Below are 21,045 nucleotides of genomic sequence, written 5' to 3' on the forward strand. Positions count from 1 at the left end.
TTCAAATCAATAATATTTGTTTAGCAGCTGGAAAGTCCCCGCTGCTTTTTTGTGTTTCACCATAGAATGACAAAAGGGAAGCAAGAAACACTCAAAAAACAACATTGAGAGGTCGGAATATCCTTTTTTAAAGTGGAAGGTGTATATATATTGGTATATTGTTGATTATTTTCTGAAAGGAATTTCAAAAAAACGTTTACAAAATATATTGAATATTATACAATCAACTCACAAAATATAAAGCGCTTTCTATATGCAGGGATATAATTAGTAAAAAAGAAATCTATTTGCTTTTAAAAACGGAGTGTAAAGCGCTTTATATGATTTGTTTTCGGTTTTAGATAAAGTGCACGATTAAGAAGAGAAGATCAACTCGGAGAACCGAAATGAACGTACTTTTAAATCCAGTTAAAAGAAAGCGCTTTATTTTTTGGTTGCGATTCATAATTCATTTGATTAGAGGTGTCTTGGATGAGTATTCACATTGCTGGCGCGCCGTGCTGCTGGGGCGTTGACGATCCGAAAAATCCTTATCTTCCTCCATGGGAGAGAGTGCTGCAAGAAGCATCACAAGCTGGTTATAAAGGGATTGAGTTAGGTCCATACGGCTATATTCCGATGGATATCGAACGTGTCCAAGCAGAGCTTTTGAAAAACAATTTATCCATTATTGCCGGTACGATTTTTGATGATTTAGTATCAGAGTCGCACTTAGGAAATTTGCTGGAGCAAGTTGATGAGATTTGTTCTCTGATTACAAAACTACCTTTCTCTTTTCAGGATAAAGAGGAGCGCTTTCGCTTTTCACCTCCTTATTTGGTCCTGATTGACTGGGGGCATGACGAAAGAGATTATAAGGCGGGGCGTCCTGATCAAGCGAAACGGTTATCTAAAAAGGAATGGAACCGTATGATGTCTCATATTCGGACAATTGCGGAACGGGCGTGGAAGCAATATGGCGTACGAGCCGTCATCCATCCTCATGCAGGGGGATATATTGAATTCGAGGATGAGATTCAGCAATTACTAAAAGATATACCATACGATATTGCGGGGCTTTGTCTTGATACAGGACATTTATATTATTCAAAGATGGATCCGGAACAATGGCTGCGGGACTATGCGGACCGTGTAGACTATATCCATTTTAAAGACATTGATGAACATGTTTATCAACAAGTAATGGGTGAGCATATCCGCTTTTTTGATGCTTGCGCAAAGGGAGTCATGTGTCCGATAGGCCAAGGAATTATTGATTATGAAGCGATTTACAAGTTGCTAAAAGACATTCACTATCACGGCTATATTACGATTGAGCAAGAACGTGATCCGAGAAACTCTGATACTAGTTTAAGAGATGTCAGTCAAAGCCTTGCCTATTTAAAAAATGTTGGTTACTAGTGAGGGAGGAATCAAAAATGATTAATGGTGAAAAAAAGGTAGATAGACCGATACGCTGGGCAATGGTAGGAGGCGGCCGGGGAAGTCAAATTGGATACATTCATCGCTCGGCTGCCTTGCGTGATCATCACTTTCAGTTGGTTGCAGGGGCATTTGACATCAATCCGGAACGGGGAAAAGATTTTGGGATGAATCTTCATGTTACTCCGGAACGCTGCTACTTGGATTTCCAGCAAATGTTTGAAGAAGAAGCAAAACGAGAAGACGGTATTGAAGCTGTTTCTATCGCAACTCCAAACGGCACTCATTATGAAATTTGTAAGGCGGCCCTGAATGTCGGTTTGCATGTTGTATGTGAAAAGCCTCTTTGTTTCACGTTTGAAGAAGCAAAAGAGCTTGAGAATTTGGCAAAGAAAAAGAACAGAGTTGTCGGCATTACATATGGTTATTCTGGGCATCAAATGATTGAACAGGCGCGCCAGATGATCGCAAATGGAGAGTTGGGTGACATCAGAATTATTAATATGCAATTTGCACATGGTTTTCACTCAGATCCTGTAGAAATGAATAATCCAAGCACGAAATGGCGTGTAGACCCGAAATTTGCCGGTCCGAGCTACGTGTTAGGAGATTTAGGAACTCATCCGTTATTTTTATCGGAAATCATGATTCCGGAACTGAAAATAAACAAACTGTTATGTACTCGCCAGAGCTTTGTAAAAAGCAGAGCGCCTCTTGAAGATAATGCTTATACGATTATGGAATACGATAATGGGGCGGTCGGCACGGTGTGGTCTTCATGTGTAAATGCCGGATCAATGCATGGCCAGAAAATTCGTGTGATCGGTTCCAAAGCAAGTATTGAATGGTGGGATGAACAGCCTAACCAGCTGCGTTTTGAAATACAGGGAAAACCTGTACAGATTTTAGAGCGCGGAATGGGATATTTATACCCGGAAGCATTACAAGATGACCGTATTGGAGGCGGCCATCCAGAAGGTCTATTTGAAGCGTGGTCGAATCTTTATTCCCGATTCGCTGTTGCTATGGAAGCTGCTGATCGAGGGAAAGAATTGGAGCACATGTGGTATCCAGGAATTGAAGCGGGTGTGGGAGGTGTACGCTGGGTGGAAAACTGCGTTCGATCCGCGGATAAAGGCGCAGTATGGGTGGACTATCAATAACATGTAGCGATTGTAAGTCCTTTTAAAAGGAGGAGAAAAATGGACCAGCGTGAAAAAATGGATACTGCAGGCGGAAATACCTCGTGTAAACATAAAAAATTTTTCCGCAAGATTACCATCATTTCTACATTCGGAGGCCTTCTCTTTGGTTATGACACTGGAGTAATCAATGGAGCGTTGCCTTTTATGGCACAAAGAGATCAGCTTGATCTAACTCCCTTCACCGAAGGTCTCATCACAAGTTCCCTCCTTTTCGGAGCCGCATTTGGCTCCCTGGCTGGAGGACGGTTAGCAGATCGTATTGGCAGGCGGAAAACCATCTTAAATCTAGCTTTCTTGTTTTTAATTGCTACGATTGGTTGTTCGTTCGCACCAAACACATCTGTTATGATAATCTGCCGAAGTTTACTTGGTCTTGCAGTAGGGGCAGCATCTGTCACGGTACCGGCCTTTTTAGCTGAAATGTCGCCAGCGGAACAGCGGGGCAAAACAATTACTCAGAACGATCTGATGATTATTTTAGGTCAGCTTCTTGCATTTACATGTAATGCAGTCATTGGTACATCAATGGGTGAATATGCGCACGTTTGGCGATTTATGCTTATCTTGGCAACACTGCCGGCCATTTTTCTGTGGTTCGGGATGCTTATTGTACCAGAGAGCCCGCGCTGGCTGGCATCGAAAGGGAAGGTGGGGGAGGCGTTCAGAGTTCTTAAGCATGTAAGGGAAGAAAATTGTGCCAAAGCTGAGCTGACTGAAATCAAAGCTTCAATCAATCGAGAGACTGAAATAAATCGGGCGACACTGAAAGACTTGTCAGTCCCATGGATTCGCCGACTTGTAGGTCTTGGAATAGGAATCGCTGTAGTGCAGCAAATAACCGGTGTTAACTCCATTATGTTCTATGGCACGCAAATTTTGCAGAAAGCTGGTTTTGCCAGAGACGCAGCACTTGTCGCAAACATTGGAAATGGCGTTATTTCAGTGATAGCCTGTACATTCGGCATCTGGATTGTAGGTAAAGTCGGGAGGCGGCCTCTTCTCCTTACAGGACTTGCAGGCACAACAGCTTCTATTTTGCTTATAGCGATTTGTTCCATCACACTTCAAGGAACTCCCGTGCTGCCGTTTATCGTGATTGGCCTGACAATTACGTTCCTGGCTTTTCAGCAGTCAGCGGTATCCGTGGTTACGTGGCTCATGATTTCAGAAATATTCCCGCTCAGATTGCGAGGGCTCGGAATGGGGATTTCAGTGTTTTTCCTTTGGATGATGAATTTTCTTATCGGCTTAACGTTTCCTGTGTTACTAGATCAATTGGGGATGTCGTCAACGTTCTTCGTCTTCGTTGTTCTGGGGGCTTCTGCGATTCTTTACGTGAAAAAGTATCTGCCGGAAACAAAAGGTCGTACTCTAGAAGAGCTTGAAAACGACTTTAGAAGCAATCAAGGTGTTCGAAAAGCATCATCGGGCAAAGGAGAAATAAATATGTAAACGCTCTCTTTTATTATGATTAAAAAGGCGTTGCTTTTGAAGCAAGCCTTTACTTTCAAATGTTTTCCATTAAACAACTAGCAAATCCCGTTTTTCTTAATACTAACTTCATCCTGTTGCTTTTTGACTAATGCAAATATCCATTCTATTAAACTTTGTTTTTGCACATACTTTTTCCCGTTGATTTTAATGTAAGGCAGGTCTGTCATGTCTCCGGCTAACTGTTTTGCCTCAGTTGTCGTTATTCCTAAAAAATGTCCGATGTAAAAGTAAATATCTCGTTCTTTTATAAGCAAGGTATCACTTTTTTCATATGCTTTTGGATGGTTCATCTGCTTTAAGCCTTCACCGATAAAATAACCAGCCAAAGCAACACCGATTCCTAAAAAAACGTCCATATGCATGCCTCCATTATGTCGATGTTATGTTATACGGGCTTGGTATACTCCGGGTTTCATTATCAACCAAAAAAACCGCCAGAACATGATCTGGGCGGTTTTTTCGTTTATGCTTTTTCAATCTGCACGCGTCCTGAAAAAAAGGTGGCGCCGCCGCCCATATCGGACAATCGGTCAGGGGTTAGCGCGTTTACAAGCTGTTTTTTTCCTTGTTCATCCGCCCATAATCCTTGGCTGACAACGACACCTGGCAGCACTTGTTCTCCAACTGCAGCGGTCAGCTCGCATTCTCCCCGGCTGTTCCAAATTCGTACAGGTGCCCCATCAACGATTCCGTGCTCTTTAGCATCTTTTGTGTTGATAAAGAGCTTTGGCGTCTTTTCAAGCTTGATGTGTTTTTCATTATTGGAAAATGTTGAGTTTAAGAAATTATGGTTTGGCCCCGGAACATACATAAACGGATGTTCATTATCGGTTACAAGAGGTGTATATGTCGGTAAAGCAGGGAAGCCGTCTTGTTTCATTTGTTCTGAATATAATTCTATTTTTCCGCTTGGCGTTGGAAGTTCGCCCGGAAACAGTCGCTTTTCGCGTTTCGCTTTCATAAATGAATGCTTAGCAAGTGCATCGTAATCAATCTCTGCCAAATGTGGATTATCTGGATGGTCAAGCGCCTGGCGGATTAATTCTTCATCTGAATCTTTAAGCTCCTGGTCTGTGAATCCCATGGCTTCAGCCAGTAATCGGAAAACCTCAGTGTTAGACTTGCTTTCCCCATATCTCTCAATCACCGGCTGCTGAAGCTGAATGTAATGGTGCCAGTAGGAGGTGTAAAAATCAGTATTTTCAAAAGCGGATGTTGCAGGCAGTACAATGTCCGCATATGCAGCCGTTTCCGTTAAAAACAAATCATGAACCACAGTAAACAAGTCTTCCCGCAGCAAGCCCTGTCTGACTTTGTTTGCTTCGGGCGCGACGACGGCAGGGTTCGTTCCATAAATAAATAGAGAGCGAATCGGCGGGTCTGTTTCCAAAAGCACCCTGCCAAGCTGATTCATATTAAACGACCTCGGGGTGCGCCCTTTCAATAAGTCGGGCCGCTGCAAGGCATTTGTGTTATATTCTAAAATTCCGCTGTTATGCTTAATTGCGCCGCCCCCTGTGTGCAGCCATTGGCCGGTGATCGCCGGAAGACAGGCAATCGTCCTTACAATCATCCCGCCGTTATCGTGATGCTGGGGTCCGTTTCCGATTCTGATAAAAGAAGGGGAGGTTTCCCCGTACATTTTTGCCAGTCGGTAAATATCTTCGGTACTGACACCGGTGATCGTCGATACCTTTTCAGGATCATATTGTTTCACGTGTTCACAGAGCTCTTCATAGCCAACCGTGTACTCGGACAGAAATGCTTCATCATGAAGGTTTTCTTTAAATAAAATGTGCATGATGCCAAGAGCAAGTGCACTGTCGGTTCCCGGTTTTATTGGGATAAACCAATCTGCAAGACGTCCTGTTTGATTTTTATGCACATCGATCACGACAATTTTGGCACCTTGTTTTCGCGCTTTTTGGGCGATCGTAATTTGGTGCATGTTTGTGCTGACCGCATTGATTCCCCAAAAAATAAATAGTTTTGTATGAACGGTTTCCTCAGGATCGATTCCCGCGCTTATGCCCATTGTATATTTATAGCCTTCAGATCCCGCTTTGCTGCAAATCGTCCGTTCAAGCTGGCTTGACCCCATGCGGTAAAAAAAGCGGCGGTCCATTCCTTCAGCTGTCAATTTCCCCATATTTCCGTAAAAGCTGTAAGGAAGTATGCTTTCAGCTCCCTCTGCATCAATCAGCTGTTTCCAGCGGGAGGTGATCGTATCGATTGCCTCTTCCCAAGAAATCGGTTCAAATATCGCTTGGCCTTTCGCACCTGTTCGTTTGAGCGGTGTAGTCAGCCGCTTTTCATCATAGATGCGCTCTGTCATATTCCGGACTTTGTTGCATATGTTTCCGGCTGTGACAGGATGATCAGGATCTCCTTGCACTTTTACGATTTTTCCGTCTTTTTTATGTATTAACAATCCGCACTGATCCGGGCAGTCCAGCGAGCAAACGGATTTGAAAATGCCGTTTTGTTGTGTGGCAAAAGATTTCATGGCCCAGTTCCTCTCTCTAGTTAGATATTTTGTAAGAATTATAACATTTCGGATGATAACGTCAATTCTGAAAAAAGAGATTGACATCAATCTGAGACTTCTTTATGATAAACGTATTCTTCATTCTGAAAATTACATACTCAACATTTTCTATCCAGAGAGGTGGAGGGACTGGCCCTATGAAACCTCGGCAACATTATTATTATTGTGCCAATTCCAGCAAGCGTCAGCTTGAAAGATAGGAAAGCAAGGTTTATACCGGCGTCTGCCTGTAACAGAGCGCGCCTATATATGAATCTCTTTCCATCTGCGGAAAGAGATTTTTTTTATGAAAAAATACGATGAAAAGGATGTTTTGCACCATGACGGTTTTGGTTACAGCACCGTACAACGAAGAAGGACGAAAAGAGCTAGAAAACTTGTTTGACTCAGTTGCTTATCAATCTTGGAAGGAACAAGGCCGGGCATATCGGGAGGACGAACTCATTCAGCTGCTAAAAGCAACAAATGCGACAGGCTTGATTACTGAGCTTGATCAGGTAACAGACAGCGTATTTGCTTCTGTTCCCGAACTTTCATTTGTCGGTGTTTGCAGGGGAATGCCCTCCAATGTGGATGTGGCAGCTGCCTCAAAAAGAGGCATACCTGTTTTTTATACACCAGGGCGGAATGCACAAGCCGTTGCTGAAATGTTTATTGGAAATGTGATTTCCTTTCTGCGCCATACCAGCGCCTCGAATCAATGGCTGAAGGATGGAAAGTGGAACAGTGATTACCTGCAGGCTTATGTCAAATTTAAAGGAAATGAATTAACAGGAAAAACGGTTGGCATGATTGGGTTCGGGGCGGTTGGTCAAAGGATTGCAAAACTGCTGACTGCGTTTGACTGTAAGATAAAATATTACGATCCATTCATTCAAGACGATCATCCGCTGTATGAAAAAGTATCTCTTAAAACGGTGTTTTCAGACAGTGATATCGTTTCTGTCCATCTGCCTCGTACTGAGGAAACACTTGGACTTATTGATCGGAAGTATTTTGATCTGATGAAACAGAGTGCGATTTTCGTCAATACTTCAAGAGCAGTTGTTGTAAACCGTGAAGATCTTTTATCTGTATTAAAAGAACATAAAATCAGAGGTGCGATATTAGACGTTTTTTATCATGAACCTCCAGAGGAATCAGATTATGAATTGATTTCATTGCCTAATGTTCTGGCAACACCGCATCTCGCTGGAGCAACATTTGAAGTGGAGGATCATCACGTGACGATACTGAATAAAGCCCTCAAAAAGTGGAAGGGTGAAAAAACTCTTAATATTCCGACAATGTATAACAAGGACGAACTGAAAACAGGGGTATAAGAAAGGAGGCTAACAGAATGAAAAAACAAAAAGGCTATCTCGTTTTTGATATTGGCACAGGCAATGCGAGGGTAGCGGTCGTGAGTGTAACCGGCAGTGTTTTAACAGTTGAACGGGAGGACATCGTGTATTCCACAGAGACGCTTTACCCGGACAGCCGTTATTTTTCTCCTCAGGTGCTGTGGAAGCAGGTGATGAATTTGGCAAAACGTGTGCTATCCCGTTCGTGTGATATTGACATCATTGGTTTGACATCGACGAGTCAAAGGCAGGGAATTGTTCTGATCGATCAAAACGGCGATTCTTTTCTCGGGCTGCCGAACATCGATAACCGCGGTCGAGAGTGGGAGGCGAGCATTCCCGATCGGGAAGAGATATACAGCCGCACAGGCCGCCTGCCAACCGCACTTTTTTCCGCGCTCAAGCTTTATGGATTAAAACAGCGCCAGCCCTCTTTATGGGAAAAGACAGCAAGCTTTACTAGCATCAGTGATTGGGTGACGTACCAACTGAGCGGAATATTAACATATGAACCATCACAGGCAACAGAAACCCTGCTGTTTGATGTGAAGCAAAACACTTGGTCAGAAGAGATGTGCGACATATTCGGCTTTTCTCCATCTATCCTTCCGCCTCTTGTAAGAGCGGGAACAGCAATTGGAACGATAGCAAATGAATATGCATCCGAATTAGGCCTTTCAATAAATGCTAAGGTTATAGCAGGGGGCGGGGATACACAGCTAGCTGTCAAAAGCACCGGAGCTGGACTTGAGGACATTGTCATTGTATCAGGGACAACAACGCCAATAACCAAAATGACTGCGGATCATGGCGACACAAAACATAAAGCTTGGCTGAACTGTCATACGGATCAAGGGCATTGGCTTGTGGAAACGAATCCGGGAATTACCGGCTTGAATTATCAAAAATTAAAACAGATTTTTTATCCGAATGAAACGTACGAAGTAATGGAGGAGGAGATTTCTGCACTTGCAAAAGAAGACCATGCATGTGTAGCGGCTCTCGGCTCTTATTTATCGGCTGAAAAGAATGCGTTAACGAGAGGCGGTTTTCTTTTTGATGCCCCGCTGTCAGCACATTTAAAGAGGGCACATTTTGTACGTGCAGCGCTAGAAGAGATCGCATTTTCAATTAAATGGAACTTTGACATTTTAACAGAGGTTACTCCGTTTGAACGTGACTATGTTTGGGTGTGCGGAGGGGGATTCCAAAGCAAAGCGCTCACTCAATATATCGCGGATCTTCTTCAAAAAAAGGTCTATGTCCAAGAGGGATATCATCAGGCATCTGTCGTTGGTGCTGCAGTCATTTGCAATGAAACCTTTCAATTAACGGAGGAGATGTCAGCAAATGTCCGGGTGATTGAACCGAAGGACTGTCAGACAGAATTGGCTTTATATGAGAAATGGAAGCAAACACAGCGCTTTTTTTCAGGTTCAGAAAGCAAAGTATTGATTTAAGGCGGCAGCATTTTTGCTGTTTTGAGGAATCATTTAATTTTCAACTTTAATAAGGTAATACGGTAATGGATATAAGCATCTAAGGAGGAGACAGATATGTTGGATAAAATAGGAATACCGAAGCGGCTTGCCTGGGGATTTTTAGGGGTTGTTTTGTTTATGATGGGAGATGGCCTTGAACAAGGCTGGCTCAGTCCTTTTTTGATCGAAAACGGGCTCACCGTTCAGCAGTCCGCTTCTATTTTTAGTATATACGGAATTGCGCTTGCCATAGCTTCCTGGTTTTCGGGTGTATGTCTCGAAGCATTTGGCGCAAAACGAACGATGTTTATGGGGCTGTTGTTTTATGTGATCGGTACAGCTGCTTTTATCGTATTTGGATTTGAACAGCTGAACCTGCCTGTGATGTATGTGACTTACTTCGTAAAAGGGTTAGGTTACCCGCTTTTCGCTTATTCTTTCTTGACATGGGTCATTTACAGAACACCGCAAAGCAAACTGAGCACTGCTGTCGGCTGGTTTTGGATAGCATATTGCCTCGGCATGTTTGTGTTCGGCGCTTGGTACTCAAGCTACGCGATCAAAGCGTTCGGTTATTTGAATACGCTTTGGAGCTCTATTTTCTGGGTATGTCTCGGTGCATTTTTTGCATTGTTTATCAATAAAGACCGTTTTGTAAAGAAGAAAAGAAAAAGATCAGAAACAGCCGAGGAGCTTTTAAAAGGGGTTACGATTTTATTTACAAATCCGCGCGTGCTTACAGGCGGAATCATCAGAATCATCAACAGCATTGGTACATATGGTTTTCCAGTCTTTTTGCCGATGCACATGGCCCAGCATGGAATTTCAACCAATGTGTGGCTGCAAATTTGGGGAACGATTTTTCTGGGGAACATTGTGTTTAACCTTATCTTTGGTATTGTCGGCGATAAATTCGGCTGGAAAAATACTGTTATTTGGTTCGGCGGAGTCGGCTGCGGCATTTTCACCCTCTTATTATACTACGCACCTGTTTTCTCCGGCGGGAGCTTAGCGGTTGTCAGCGTGATCGGCTTTATTTGGGGCGGTTTGCTGGCAGGCTATGTGCCGATTGGTGCAATTGTGCCGACGGTGGCAGGAAAAGATAAAGGGGCAGCCATGTCTGTATTGAATTTGGCTGCAGGTTTATCAGCGTTTGTCGGCCCTGCACTCGCTTGGCTGTTCATCGGTCTCGTCGGCGCGCAAGGCGTCGTCTGGATCTTTGCGGTCCTTTACCTTGCAAGTGCGGTCTTGACAAAATGTATTCATATACCTGAGGAAAAAGCAGTTAAGGAGGAATCATCTCCTCAATATGCATCTTAATTAGAAAGCGCCCAATTTCCGGGGCGCTTTTTATCATTTGTTCAGCAATGTAAGGATTTCCGATACGGAATGACGCAAAAATGATTGATCTGGACGGGATTTCACCATCACAGTCAGCCGATAAGAAACAGAATATAAGTCTGAACCGTTTGTTCCACGTTAATTTCACGTCTTAACTCGCCCGAATGTTCTCTCAAAACAGATTCATAACGCTTTATTCTTCATTGAATTCTCGTTGACGAGCCATCAACATTATCTCTTTCTGAATCGATCAGTATATTACTATTCTATGAATTATCGAGGGATTCTAAAGAAAAATAGACAACATATTGACAATACAGTGAGAAATGTTATGATGAATAGACAATAAGTTGTCTATTCAAGGAGGGAACATTGTGGATTATTCTAAGGAACTGAAAGATTTATTTTTAATGCAACAGTCTTACGCTACACTTTTTTCCACATTAAACAAAATCCAATCACGCGGAGACGATTATTATGAAAGCTTAACGTCGAGGCAATTTATGACGATGGTTGCCATACTGCATTTACCGGAAGAGGAAACGACATTCAACAACATTGCAAAAAAATTAGGCACTTCAAAACAAAACATCAACAGACTTGTCAGCGGTATTGAAAAAAGAGGTTATGTCATCACTGTACCAAGTAAACACGACAAGCGTGCAGTTAATGTGAAGATTACTGATTCAGGAAAGCGTGTCATGGAGGAATGCGGTGAAAAAGCGGTGTATTTTATGGCCGATCTATTTAAAGGCTTTTCGACGGAAGAGCTGGAAACATTGTGGATTTTATTGAAGAAACTGTACAGTTTTGATGGAGAAGAACAGGATGGTTTTGAAGAAGACGCTGCTGATTTTGACATTGAACAAAATCGAGACAATTTGAAAACAAATTTATTGCAGGAATTCGCAAAACGGAGAAAGTAAAAAGGAGAACCAACTATGAACTACGTAGCAATAGTAGAAAACTTGAAAATGCAGTATGAAAACAAAACGGCAGTAGATGGGATTTCGTTCGAATTGAGAGAGGGGGAAGTGCTTGGCTTACTAGGTCCAAATGGTGCAGGAAAAAGCACAACCATTCATATTTTATCAGGAGTATTGTCGGCCAGTTCCGGAAACGTTTCGATATTGGGCCATAGTGTGAAAAAAGGGTCAAAGGAAATGAAGAAAGGCATCGGGATTGTGCCTCAAGATATCGCGATTTATGAGGAGATTTCAGCTGAGAAAAATGTTCGTTTTTTTGCCAGTCTTTATTCTCTTAAAGGAGAAGAACTGAAAGCCCGAGTCAAAGAGGCTTTGGAGCTCGTACAGCTATATGAACGGAAAGATGACAAGCCAAAGACGTTTTCAGGCGGGATGAAAAGAAGATTAAACATTGCGTGCGCCATTGCCCATCAGCCGAAACTGATTATCATGGATGAGCCCACGGTAGGAATCGATCCGCAATCCCGGCATCACATTTTGGAATCGATAAAAGAGCTGAAAACAAAAGGCGCAAGCATCATTTACTCTACACATTATATGGAAGAAGTCGAGGCGATTTCAGATCGTATTATGATCATGAATGAAGGAAGAATTATTGCCAATGGAACAAAAGAAGAGCTGTACAGAGAAGTCAATAAAGAAATAACATACGCTTTTCAACTGGCGCATGTTCAGCGATTAAATAAAAACTCGATTAGAGAAATCATAGGAGTGACAGGAGTTGATTTCTCTGACCATCAACTAAATGTTACCGTTCAAAAGAACCAAGATCACCTGAGTGAAATCATATTAGAATTGAGTGCCCAAGGCTGCAGCATCCTAAACATGAACAAAAAAGAGGCATCGTTAGAAACGGTATTTTTAGAGCTGACGGGAAGAAATTTAAGAGATTAGGAGAGCAAAATGAGTTTGTTAAAATTGATAACATTTGATTTTATGAATATTTTAAGGAATCCGGTTCTTGTAATAGCCAATACGGCCTTTCCTTTCGTTCTCATTCTGGTCATGGGCTTTGTTACGAAAAGCAGCTTTGGAGCAGGCGGGGTAAGTTCTTATGATTATTACGGAGTGAATATGATGATTTTCACTGCAGCTCTGATTGCTATGACGACCTCTAATACGTTTATGGAGGAAAAGGTGAAGAAAGCGAACCTTCGTATTGTGTATGCGCCGGTTTCGACAACTAGTATTTATCTTTCTAAATTACTATCAACCTTTATATTCAGTGTCATTATGTACAGCATGAATGTGTTGATAGCCCAAACGATTTTTCATTTGAACTTTGGAGGACAATATCTTACGTATTTCATGCTTTTATTGTATGTATTTTTATTTTTCGGTTGCTGTTTAGGCACAATGTTCTGCAGTTTGTTCAAGAATGAAGAACAGGCGAATGGGATTATGCAAATTCCGATAGCTTTTTTTGTTTTCTTTGGTGGCGTATTTTTCGGAATTCATAGATTTGGAGATACCGTCAATCAGATATCGATTCTTTCTCCGATTAAATGGGTAACAGAATGTTCATTTCGTCTCATTTATGATCATGATTTCAGTATGCTGCAGCCTGTTATGTCAGGACTAATATTGGCTTCAATCATTTGTATTGCCGTTTCTCATGTTGTATTTAAGCCGGAGGGATATATATGCTGAGTTTATTCCAAAACAGGTGGGAGCGAATCCTGACCAAAAAAGACATTATTATCATTGCATTAATCATTATCCCTCTGATGATTGGCGTTGCGATTATGTTTTCCGGGAAGCCGGTTTTCAAAGAAACAATCGCTTTTGTTACAGAACTGGACGAAGTTCATCATTTGCCGAGTGATTCTGCATTTAGAGTGGTAACGGTAGATCAGAAGCCGAAGTTTTCTGATCTGATGTTAGGGAAATATGCAGCCATTGTAGAAAAAAATCAACTTGATTACAAAGTAACCACGTTGAAAAGTAAAGCGGATCAAAAAATGATTCAGCAATTTTTTGAGACTGGAGAAATGCCAGGCAGCTACCGGGGAGAGGATGAATTAAGGACTGAACGGGGAACGGGAACGAATATATTAGGCTTTATCATGATGCTTGTATTGATGCAAGGTGTGGCATTAGCTGCGTTATATCCAGAAGACCGGATGCTCAAAACCTTCAAAAGGATTTTAGTGTCTCCCGTGCATGTGGGGAAATATTTGTTGGTTCAGTTTATCTTTACTTTTTTATGTTTATACATACCCACTTACTTGGCCATCCTAATTACAAATGTACTCTTTCATGCTGAAATTGGTTTCCGTTTAAATATTCTTGCTGGGTTACTGGGTGTTCTTACAGTGCTTGCAACAGCATTCGCTATCTTTATGGCTTCTGTGATGGATCGAAACATCAGTTTGATGACGAGTGGTATCAGTGTGATCACGTGTGTATTGTCAGGCTGTTTTATTTCTTTTGCTCCACATCATCCAATATTAAATGCCCTTTGTGCGATACTGCCACAAAAAGCGTATATGACTTTCATTCACGGGGTAGAAATGGGGAATTCAATGTGGGAATACAAAACTCAGGTTATTTATATTTTGATGTGGTCGGCTGCGTTTTGTTTCCTTGGGGATTTTATCACAAGAAGAAGAACCAATAAAGGGATTTATGAATAGGGGAAAAAAGTTATTAGCATTGTTTTAAGAGATGAAAATCTTGTAGGGATTGATCAAGAATCAAAACGTCATAGCTGATGCAGGTCATGAATCGGACATTTTAAAGGAAAAGGGATGTTGCACAGACCAAGAGAATGCCGTCATTCTCTTGGTTTTACAATAGAATACACATTTGTATCATATGGAGTACCATTTTGATACATGTACTGTCTTAAAACACCTTCTTTTTGAAACCCCATTTTTAGAAGCAGACGATTTGATGCATCATTAGCAGTAAATACAACTGCGCCAATACGCGACAGTCCAAGGGCAGAAAATCCGTAAGATACGACCTTTGAAATGACTTCTGATGCAAAACCGTTTCGCCAATGCTCCGGGATGATTTCATAACCGATTTCCGCGCGCCTATGCTTTTGGGCCAGAGCGTGAAAGCCTATTGTTCCGATCAGTTCTTTAGTGTCCCGTCTTTCAATTCCCCACCGTATACCGCGTTTTTCTTGATAGAGGGCAGCAAACGTTTGAATCATTGAAATGGCCTGTTCTATAGATTCCATGTTTTCAAGCCCATAATAGCGTGTCACCTCATCGTTTGAGAAACAAGCAAAAATGCCTTCCGCGTCCTGATCTGTGATTTGCCTAAGTATAAGCCGATCCGTTTCTAATATAGGAAACATTCAACCACTCCCCACGTTTGTGTTTTTGTTTATCATATCCCTTTTATTTCCTCTTTTCTATAGCGAAATCAACCAATGCAGCAAAGGAACGAATTTGTGTTTCTAGTTGCTCTTTGTTTTTGCTGAATTGTTTCAAACGATGGCCGTTCGCGCCTGATGGATGGGGAAAGCCGTTAAGGCAAATCAAATTCTGGAGGCTGTGCTGTCTGATCAATGTTTCACACACTGTTTCGGCCGCTTTTCCTAACGGAATGAGAAGTGCTGGTCCCGTCACATGATTAAGCTCCGCAGGGAAGTGCCCAAAAGCATAGGTGCTTAGGGTAGGAGAATGAGTGATAGCCGGTTTGTATCCGGTATAGTTTTTTTGCTGGATAAAGACAGGATATTTAATAACGGAAGTTGTATGGAGCATATGCCGTAATTCTCCAAAAAGCTTTGCGGCGCTTTGAATGCCAAAAGCTTGCGACAGCCCGCATAAATCCAGCATGGTGATAAGGTTATGTCTCATCGACCCGGAGAAACCCGCTGCTATTTTTGTATCTACCGCCATTTGCTCAAGAGTGCGGCCTTGCCGCAGACTTTCGACTGCTGTTTCGTACGCTGTTTTCATCTGGGAAAAACCCGGCGTGATCCCGGCAATCACAATCGTAGCAGTCCGATTGATATATTCATTATGAGGTGAATAGTAGATGTCAAGTTCATTTTCTTGATGGAGATGAAATGGAGAAATAAATAAATCCGACTTTGTAAGTGAAGAGGGAAGAGAATGTAGTTTTTCTGCGAACTCCTTTAAGCAACTGTGGTTTACAATCATGCGAAAGCCTCCTCAAAAAATGATATCCCATTGTCCATTCTGATCGAAACAACGGGATATCATTCATCATGACCTGCTATTTAAATGACCAGCCTGCCACACCTCTTTAACAGCTTTAGGAACTTTTTTCACTTCAGCTGCGGTCTGCTGAAACATGTATTTTTTTATTTGGACATCCTGCTGAATCTTCTTTTGTTTTTGCGTCAGCAGCTCTGTTTCTGTTTTTAATCCTTCGATTTGTTTTTGCATAGCCTGCGTAACAGAGGAAAGCTCCTTTAGTGCAGGGTCCATTTTTTTCTTGTTTTGAATCACGTTAACTCCTAAGAAGATAATAGAAACTGCTAATACTGCAAGACTGATATAAACTATAATCATATGTTCACTCCTTTTCTTATGTCATTACCCTGTATCCGTTTTTTTAATCAGAAGAAATGATATTTACACAGTTCGTTTGATTTGCGTATTGGATGTATTGTACTTATAATGTGATATCGTACATATGTAAACAAAGAAAGGGTGCTTCAATTGCAAAATTTACAACATAAAACTGCACTAATCACAGGCGGAGGCAGAGGAATTGGCCGCGCTACTGCTTTGGCGCTTGCCAAAGAAGGCGTGAATATCGGGTTAATTGGCCGGACTTCCGCTAATGTAGAAAAAGTGGCTGAAGAAGTCAAAGCGCTTGGTGTAAAAGCTGCATTTGCTGCTGCAGATGTAAAAGATGCCGATCAGGTTAACCAAGCTGTAGCTCAAGTGAAGGAACAGCTCGGTGATATCGATATTCTCATTAATAATGCCGGCATCAGCAAATTTGGCGGTTTCTTAGATCTGTCAGCCGATGAGTGGGAAAATATTATTCAAGTCAACCTAATGGGTGTGTACCATGTCACGCGCGCGGTGCTTCCGGAAATGATCGAACGCAAAGCCGGAGACATCATTAATATTTCGTCTACAGCGGGTCAAAGAGGAGCTGCTGTAACAAGTGCTTACAGCGCTTCTAAATTTGCCGTTCTCGGGTTAACAGAGTCTCTTATGCAAGAAGTGAGAAAACATAATATCAGAGTCAGCGCGTTAACGCCGAGCACTGTCGCTAGTGATATGTCTATCGAATTGAACTTAACAGACGGTAATCCTGAAAAAGTTATGCAGCCTGAGGATCTTGCTGAGTACATGGTGGCACAATTGAAATTAGATCCTCGTATTTTCATCAAAACAGCGGGATTATGGTCAACAAATCCTTAAAAATGAAAACCTGTCTTTCGACAGGTTTTTTTATTTGAATGAAATCCGTACCGGTAAAATGAAATATGTAAACCCTGGCAATCGTTTAAATTGAAGATAGCAGTAAATGCAGGCTATAATAGAACTAAGAAAACTATGTACCAAATGTTCAGTTGAAATTTATTTTTTCCGCTACACCTATAATCAGTAAACATGAAATGACTGGACTATCAGTCTTTAATATAAAGAAGGAAAACAATAAAAGAAAATTGAATATTTAGTACATAGTGTTGTCAGTGACAGAAGAAGGAGTGCATATGATGAAAGAAGAAAAAAGGAGTTCAACAGGCTTTTTAGTGAAACAGCGCGCATTTTTGAAGCTTTATATGATAACGATGACAGAGCAAGAGAGACTCTATGGGTTAAAGCTGCTTGAAGTACTTCGGTCTGAATTTAAAGAGATTGGTTTTAAACCAAATCATACAGAAGTATACCGGTCTTTGCATGAGCTTCTTGATGACGGGATATTAAAACAAATTAAAGTAAAAAAAGAAGGGGCTAAGCTCCAGGAAGTCGTCCTCTATCAATTTAAAGATTACGAAGCTGCCAAGCTATATAAAAAACAGCTGAAGATAGAGCTGGATCGCTGTAAAAAACTGATTGAAAAAGCTCTCTCAGATAATTTTTAATAGAAACAAACACCCGGCGCAGCAGTGTGAACCGGGTGTTTTCTGCTTTTCATTATACATATTTGTCGAAAAGAAACAATACAAATCAATGATGACCTTCAAACTTGACATCATTTCCTCACGTGGTAACATTTTAAACGTGTGAAAATGCGAACAAAAAACGCGAACAAAGGAGATGTTACCGATCTTTGATCAAAAGAAAGTTGCCTTTATAGGAGCAGGATCTATGGCGGAAGGAATGATATCAGGTATCGTTCGTGCCAACAAAATCCCGAAACAAAACATCTGCGTTACAAACCGCAGCAATACAGAGCGATTAACTGAACTTGAACTTCAATATGGCATTAAAGGCGCCTTGCCGAACCAACTATGTATTGAAGACATGGATGTGCTCATTTTGGCAATGAAGCCAAAAGACGCCGAAAACGCTCTGTCATCACTAAAATCACGTATTCAACCCCATCAATTAATATTGTCGGTCCTTGCCGGCATAACCACCTCTTTTATTGAACAATCATTGCTTAATGAACAGCCGGTTGTCAGAGTGATGCCCAACACTTCCAGTATGATTGGCGCTTCTGCAACAGCTATTGCCCTTGGCAAATATGTGTCGGAAGACCTGAAGAAGCTGGCCGAAGCATTGCTCGGATGCATGGGCGAAGTCTATACAATCCAAGAAAATCAAATGGATATATTCACCGGAATTGCAGGCAGCGGACCCGCGTATTTTTATTATTTAATGGAATTCATTGAAAAGACAGGCGAGGAAGCGGGCCTCGATAAACAGTTATCTCGAAGCATCGGCGCACAGACACTTTTAGGTGCCGCAAAAATGCTCATGGAAACAGGAGAACATCCTGAGATCTTAAGAGATAATATCACGTCACCGAACGGAACGACAGCAGCGGGGCTGCAAGCCTTGAAAAAGAGCGGCGGCGGAGAAGCGATTTCTCAAGCAATAAAGCATGCGGCTAAGCGTTCAAAGGAAATCAGCGAAGATATCGAAAAAACTGCAGCGCCGCTATCAGGAGTGATAAAGTGACGCCTGATACAAGCATGAAAAGAGTCGTTGTGAAGATTGGCAGCAGTTCATTAACAAGCCTTCATGGAGAAATCAGCATTCGAAAATTAGAAGCGCTGGTCGACCAGATCGTCAAACTCAAAGACGCCGGTTATGAAGTAATTTTGGTTTCCTCAGGCGCAGTGGCGGCGGGATATCGGAAGCTCGGATTTATCCAAAGGCCCGAGAAGCTTCCAGAAAAACAAGCATCAGCTTCAATCGGCCAGGGATTGCTGATGGAGGCTTATTCAAAGCTGTTCTTGGCACACGGCTATGTCGCATCCCAAATTTTAATTACGAGAAGCGATTTTTCTGATGAATATCGATACAACAATGTCAGGAATACAATGAATGTACTGCTCGAGCGCGGCATCATCCCGATCATAAACGAAAATGATACAGTTACCGTCAATCGGCTCAAGTTTGGCGACAATGATACACTCGCGGCAAAAGTCGCAGGATTGATTGATGCAGATATGCTTGTGATTTTATCAGATATAGACGGATTATATGACGGCAATCCGCGCACAAATCCAGAAGCGAAAAGGATACAGCGGGTGAGTGAAATAACACCTGACATCGAAGCATTCGCAGGTGACACTGGAAGCATCGTTGGCACCGGCGGCATGCGCTCTAAGCTTGATGCGTTTAAAATCGTAATGGCGTCTGGCATTAAAGGTTTCCTTGGTCAGGCAGATGCTGGCGATATTTTATATCACGCCGTTCATGAACAGGCGGAAGGCACCTATTTTGAAGCAGAAGGAACGCTTCCGTTGAATCAAAAGGAGAAATGGATCGCTTTTAATTCCGGTCCGGAAGGTGAAATGTTTTTATCAGATGACTGTTCACGAAAAATAACAAACGGCCAATCGAGTTTATACCTGGACGGTGTACAGAAGATTAAAGGGAAATTCAAAAGCGGTTCAGTTGTTCGGCTGATGGATTCAAAAGGGACGGAAATCGGCCTTGGAATCGTCAATTACTCTTCTGTACAGCTTCAAGAACCGGAAAAGAAAAAGGAACTGACAAACAGAGCTCTAATTGATCAAGAAGCCTTTGTTTGCCATGTGGATTTTTCTTTACCTGTAAATTAATTTGCAGAAAAAAACCCGAAGCTTCTATATAGAAGCTCGGGTTCATTTTTTTATTGATACTGCTCCAGCTTAGAGAAAAATTGAATGACAAACTCATAAAAATCATTCGCGGAAGGCGCAAGCTCTCTATTTTTCGGTTTAATGATTCCGACAGTCCGTTTTACTTGAGGGAACTCAATTGGAATTTTCACAGTAAAACGAGGTGTTGTTTCAGCAAAAGTACTTTCAGGCAGAAGGGTAACGCCCATTCCTGCGGACACTAACCCTTTGATAGCATCCAAATCCTCACCCTCCGTGGAAACGAGAGGAGCAAAGCCTGCTTGTTTGCAAGTATCGATTGCCATCTCTCTAAGTACAAATCCTTCCGGGAACAATACAAATTGGTCGTTGCGCAAATCGATTAAATGAACCGTTTTTTGTTTAGCAAGCGGATGATTTAATGGAACAAGCGCGTAAATTTTTTCAGTAAATAATATTTTTCCCGTTATGTCAGAGAAATTCGTCGGCACCGGTCCTAATAAGGCCAGATCAATATCGCGGTTTCTGACAGCTTCAATCAGAAACTTATAGGAGCCTTGGCGCAGCAAAAATTCGACGTGCGGATATTCTTCTTTAAACGCTGAAATGACAGTCGGCAAAAGCTGGCTGGCGAGGCTTGTAGGAAAGCCGATCTTTACCGTTCCGCGATGCGGGTCAAGATACTCATCAATTTGCTCTTTCGCATAATCAATGGCTTTCATCGCCGTTTTCACATGAATCAAAAATTCTTTTCCGATTGGCGTGAGTTTGATATTTCTCCCTTCACGCTCAAATAAGGTCACATTTAATTCTTCTTCAAGATTGGCAATTTGTCTGCTGATTGCTGATTGGGCCACATGCAAATGATCAGCGGCTTCTGAAACGTGTTCTCTTTCAGCCACCTCCATGAAATAACGCAGTTGGCGCAGCTCCATGTTTGTCTCACATCCATCTATCTCATTTTGAGATTCTTTTGATCTAAATTATATATTGTTTATATCGTTTTGAAAACCTACAAT

Annotated in this window: 20 protein-coding genes and 1 riboswitch; of the genes, 14 read left to right on the forward strand and 6 right to left on the reverse strand. The window is 41.9% G+C overall.

Going from position 1 to position 21,045, the window contains the following annotated elements; translation table 11 throughout:
- Window positions 1-471: 471 nt before the first annotated feature.
- The 3 genes from SB658_RS19675 to SB658_RS19685 are packed head-to-tail and all read left to right on the forward strand — an operon-like array spanning window position 472 to window position 4,079.
- Complete coding sequence (locus SB658_RS19675) at window positions 472-1,401, forward strand: sugar phosphate isomerase/epimerase family protein (RefSeq protein WP_038829981.1); 930 nt, start codon at window positions 472-474, stop codon at window positions 1,399-1,401.
- Between the two features lie 17 nt (window positions 1,402-1,418).
- Window positions 1,419-2,585 carry a Gfo/Idh/MocA family protein gene (locus SB658_RS19680; protein WP_038829982.1) on the forward strand — a complete coding sequence of 389 codons (1,167 nt, stop codon included), beginning with the start codon at window positions 1,419-1,421 and terminating at the stop codon, window positions 2,583-2,585.
- Between the two features lie 39 nt (window positions 2,586-2,624).
- Window positions 2,625-4,079, forward strand: coding sequence for a sugar porter family MFS transporter (locus SB658_RS19685; RefSeq protein ID WP_080121382.1), 1,455 nt, complete (start codon window positions 2,625-2,627; stop codon window positions 4,077-4,079).
- 77 nt (window positions 4,080-4,156) lie between these two features.
- Here SB658_RS19685 and SB658_RS19690 read toward each other — a convergent pair whose 3' ends face one another.
- A complete protein-coding gene (locus SB658_RS19690) occupies window positions 4,157-4,477 on the reverse strand; it encodes a hypothetical protein (RefSeq protein ID WP_038829983.1) in 321 nt (106 codons plus the stop codon).
- A gap of 107 nt (window positions 4,478-4,584) precedes the next feature.
- On the reverse strand, window positions 4,585-6,627 hold the full coding sequence (locus SB658_RS19695) for a molybdopterin oxidoreductase family protein (protein WP_038829984.1): 2,043 nt from the start codon (window positions 6,625-6,627) through the stop codon (window positions 4,585-4,587).
- Window positions 6,628-6,774: 147 nt separating this feature from the next.
- Window positions 6,775-6,872: riboswitch (SAM riboswitch) on the forward strand.
- A 96-nt stretch (window positions 6,873-6,968) separates the two neighbouring features.
- Between SB658_RS19695 and SB658_RS19700 the strand changes: the two genes are divergently transcribed.
- The 7 genes from SB658_RS19700 (at window position 6,969) to SB658_RS19730 (ending at window position 14,456) form a co-directional block, all read left to right on the forward strand.
- Entirely contained in the window at window positions 6,969-7,991 is a 1,023-nt protein-coding gene (locus SB658_RS19700; protein ID WP_080121384.1) for a 2-hydroxyacid dehydrogenase, read from the forward strand.
- Window positions 7,992-8,008: 17 nt separating this feature from the next.
- On the forward strand, window positions 8,009-9,472 hold the full coding sequence (locus SB658_RS19705; protein WP_144500924.1) for an FGGY-family carbohydrate kinase: 1,464 nt from the start codon (window positions 8,009-8,011) through the stop codon (window positions 9,470-9,472).
- 96 nt (window positions 9,473-9,568) lie between these two features.
- Window positions 9,569-10,813: an MFS transporter gene (locus SB658_RS19710; RefSeq protein ID WP_049141143.1), complete on the forward strand. Its 1,245-nt coding sequence runs from the start codon at window positions 9,569-9,571 to the stop codon at window positions 10,811-10,813.
- A gap of 395 nt (window positions 10,814-11,208) precedes the next feature.
- Window positions 11,209-11,760 (forward strand): MarR family winged helix-turn-helix transcriptional regulator, encoded by a 552-nt coding sequence (locus SB658_RS19715; protein ID WP_041849910.1) that lies wholly within the window; start codon window positions 11,209-11,211, stop codon window positions 11,758-11,760.
- 15 nt (window positions 11,761-11,775) lie between these two features.
- Entirely contained in the window at window positions 11,776-12,714 is a 939-nt protein-coding gene (locus SB658_RS19720) for an ABC transporter ATP-binding protein (RefSeq protein ID WP_144500923.1), read from the forward strand.
- A gap of 9 nt (window positions 12,715-12,723) precedes the next feature.
- Window positions 12,724-13,470 carry an ABC transporter permease gene (locus tag SB658_RS19725; RefSeq protein WP_041849908.1) on the forward strand — a complete coding sequence of 249 codons (747 nt, stop codon included), beginning with the start codon at window positions 12,724-12,726 and terminating at the stop codon, window positions 13,468-13,470.
- The gene (locus SB658_RS19730; protein ID WP_128740378.1) at window positions 13,464-14,456 is read left to right on the forward strand and encodes an ABC transporter permease; all 993 of its coding nucleotides are present in this window, start codon (window positions 13,464-13,466) and stop codon (window positions 14,454-14,456) included. Before SB658_RS19725 ends, SB658_RS19730 begins: the two co-directional genes overlap by 7 nt.
- Before the next feature lie 140 nt (window positions 14,457-14,596).
- Here SB658_RS19730 and SB658_RS19735 read toward each other — a convergent pair whose 3' ends face one another.
- The 3 genes from SB658_RS19735 to SB658_RS19745 form a co-directional block, all read right to left on the reverse strand.
- Window positions 14,597-15,130, reverse strand: a complete 534-nt coding sequence (locus SB658_RS19735; RefSeq protein ID WP_072174313.1) for a GNAT family N-acetyltransferase — start codon at window positions 15,128-15,130, stop codon at window positions 14,597-14,599.
- A gap of 43 nt (window positions 15,131-15,173) precedes the next feature.
- The gene (locus SB658_RS19740) at window positions 15,174-15,944 is read right to left on the reverse strand and encodes a hypothetical protein (RefSeq protein WP_072174314.1); all 771 of its coding nucleotides are present in this window, start codon (window positions 15,942-15,944) and stop codon (window positions 15,174-15,176) included.
- Between the two features lie 66 nt (window positions 15,945-16,010).
- Complete coding sequence (locus SB658_RS19745) at window positions 16,011-16,319, reverse strand: DUF948 domain-containing protein (RefSeq protein WP_038829988.1); 309 nt, start codon at window positions 16,317-16,319, stop codon at window positions 16,011-16,013.
- A gap of 150 nt (window positions 16,320-16,469) precedes the next feature.
- Between SB658_RS19745 and SB658_RS19750 the strand changes: the two genes are divergently transcribed.
- From SB658_RS19750 to proB, 4 genes are all read left to right on the forward strand, one after another.
- The gene (locus SB658_RS19750; protein WP_015483302.1) at window positions 16,470-17,186 is read left to right on the forward strand and encodes a 3-ketoacyl-ACP reductase; all 717 of its coding nucleotides are present in this window, start codon (window positions 16,470-16,472) and stop codon (window positions 17,184-17,186) included.
- A gap of 299 nt (window positions 17,187-17,485) precedes the next feature.
- Window positions 17,486-17,854, forward strand: coding sequence for a replication termination protein (rtp, locus tag SB658_RS19755; protein WP_041849904.1), 369 nt, complete (start codon window positions 17,486-17,488; stop codon window positions 17,852-17,854).
- 175 nt (window positions 17,855-18,029) lie between these two features.
- A complete protein-coding gene (gene proC / locus SB658_RS19760) occupies window positions 18,030-18,896 on the forward strand; it encodes a pyrroline-5-carboxylate reductase (protein ID WP_003231452.1) in 867 nt (288 codons plus the stop codon).
- A complete protein-coding gene (proB, locus tag SB658_RS19765; protein WP_041849903.1) occupies window positions 18,893-20,008 on the forward strand; it encodes a glutamate 5-kinase in 1,116 nt (371 codons plus the stop codon). Before proC ends, proB begins: the two co-directional genes overlap by 4 nt.
- A 50-nt stretch (window positions 20,009-20,058) precedes the next feature.
- Here proB and gltC read toward each other — a convergent pair whose 3' ends face one another.
- Entirely contained in the window at window positions 20,059-20,961 is a 903-nt protein-coding gene (gene gltC, locus SB658_RS19770; protein ID WP_004399246.1) for a glutamate biosynthesis transcriptional regulator GltC, read from the reverse strand.
- Window positions 20,962-21,045 lie beyond the last annotated feature (84 nt).

This window comes from Bacillus sp. SIMBA_008 (assembly GCF_046535495.1).
GTDB lineage: Bacteria > Bacillota > Bacilli > Bacillales > Bacillaceae > Bacillus > Bacillus subtilis.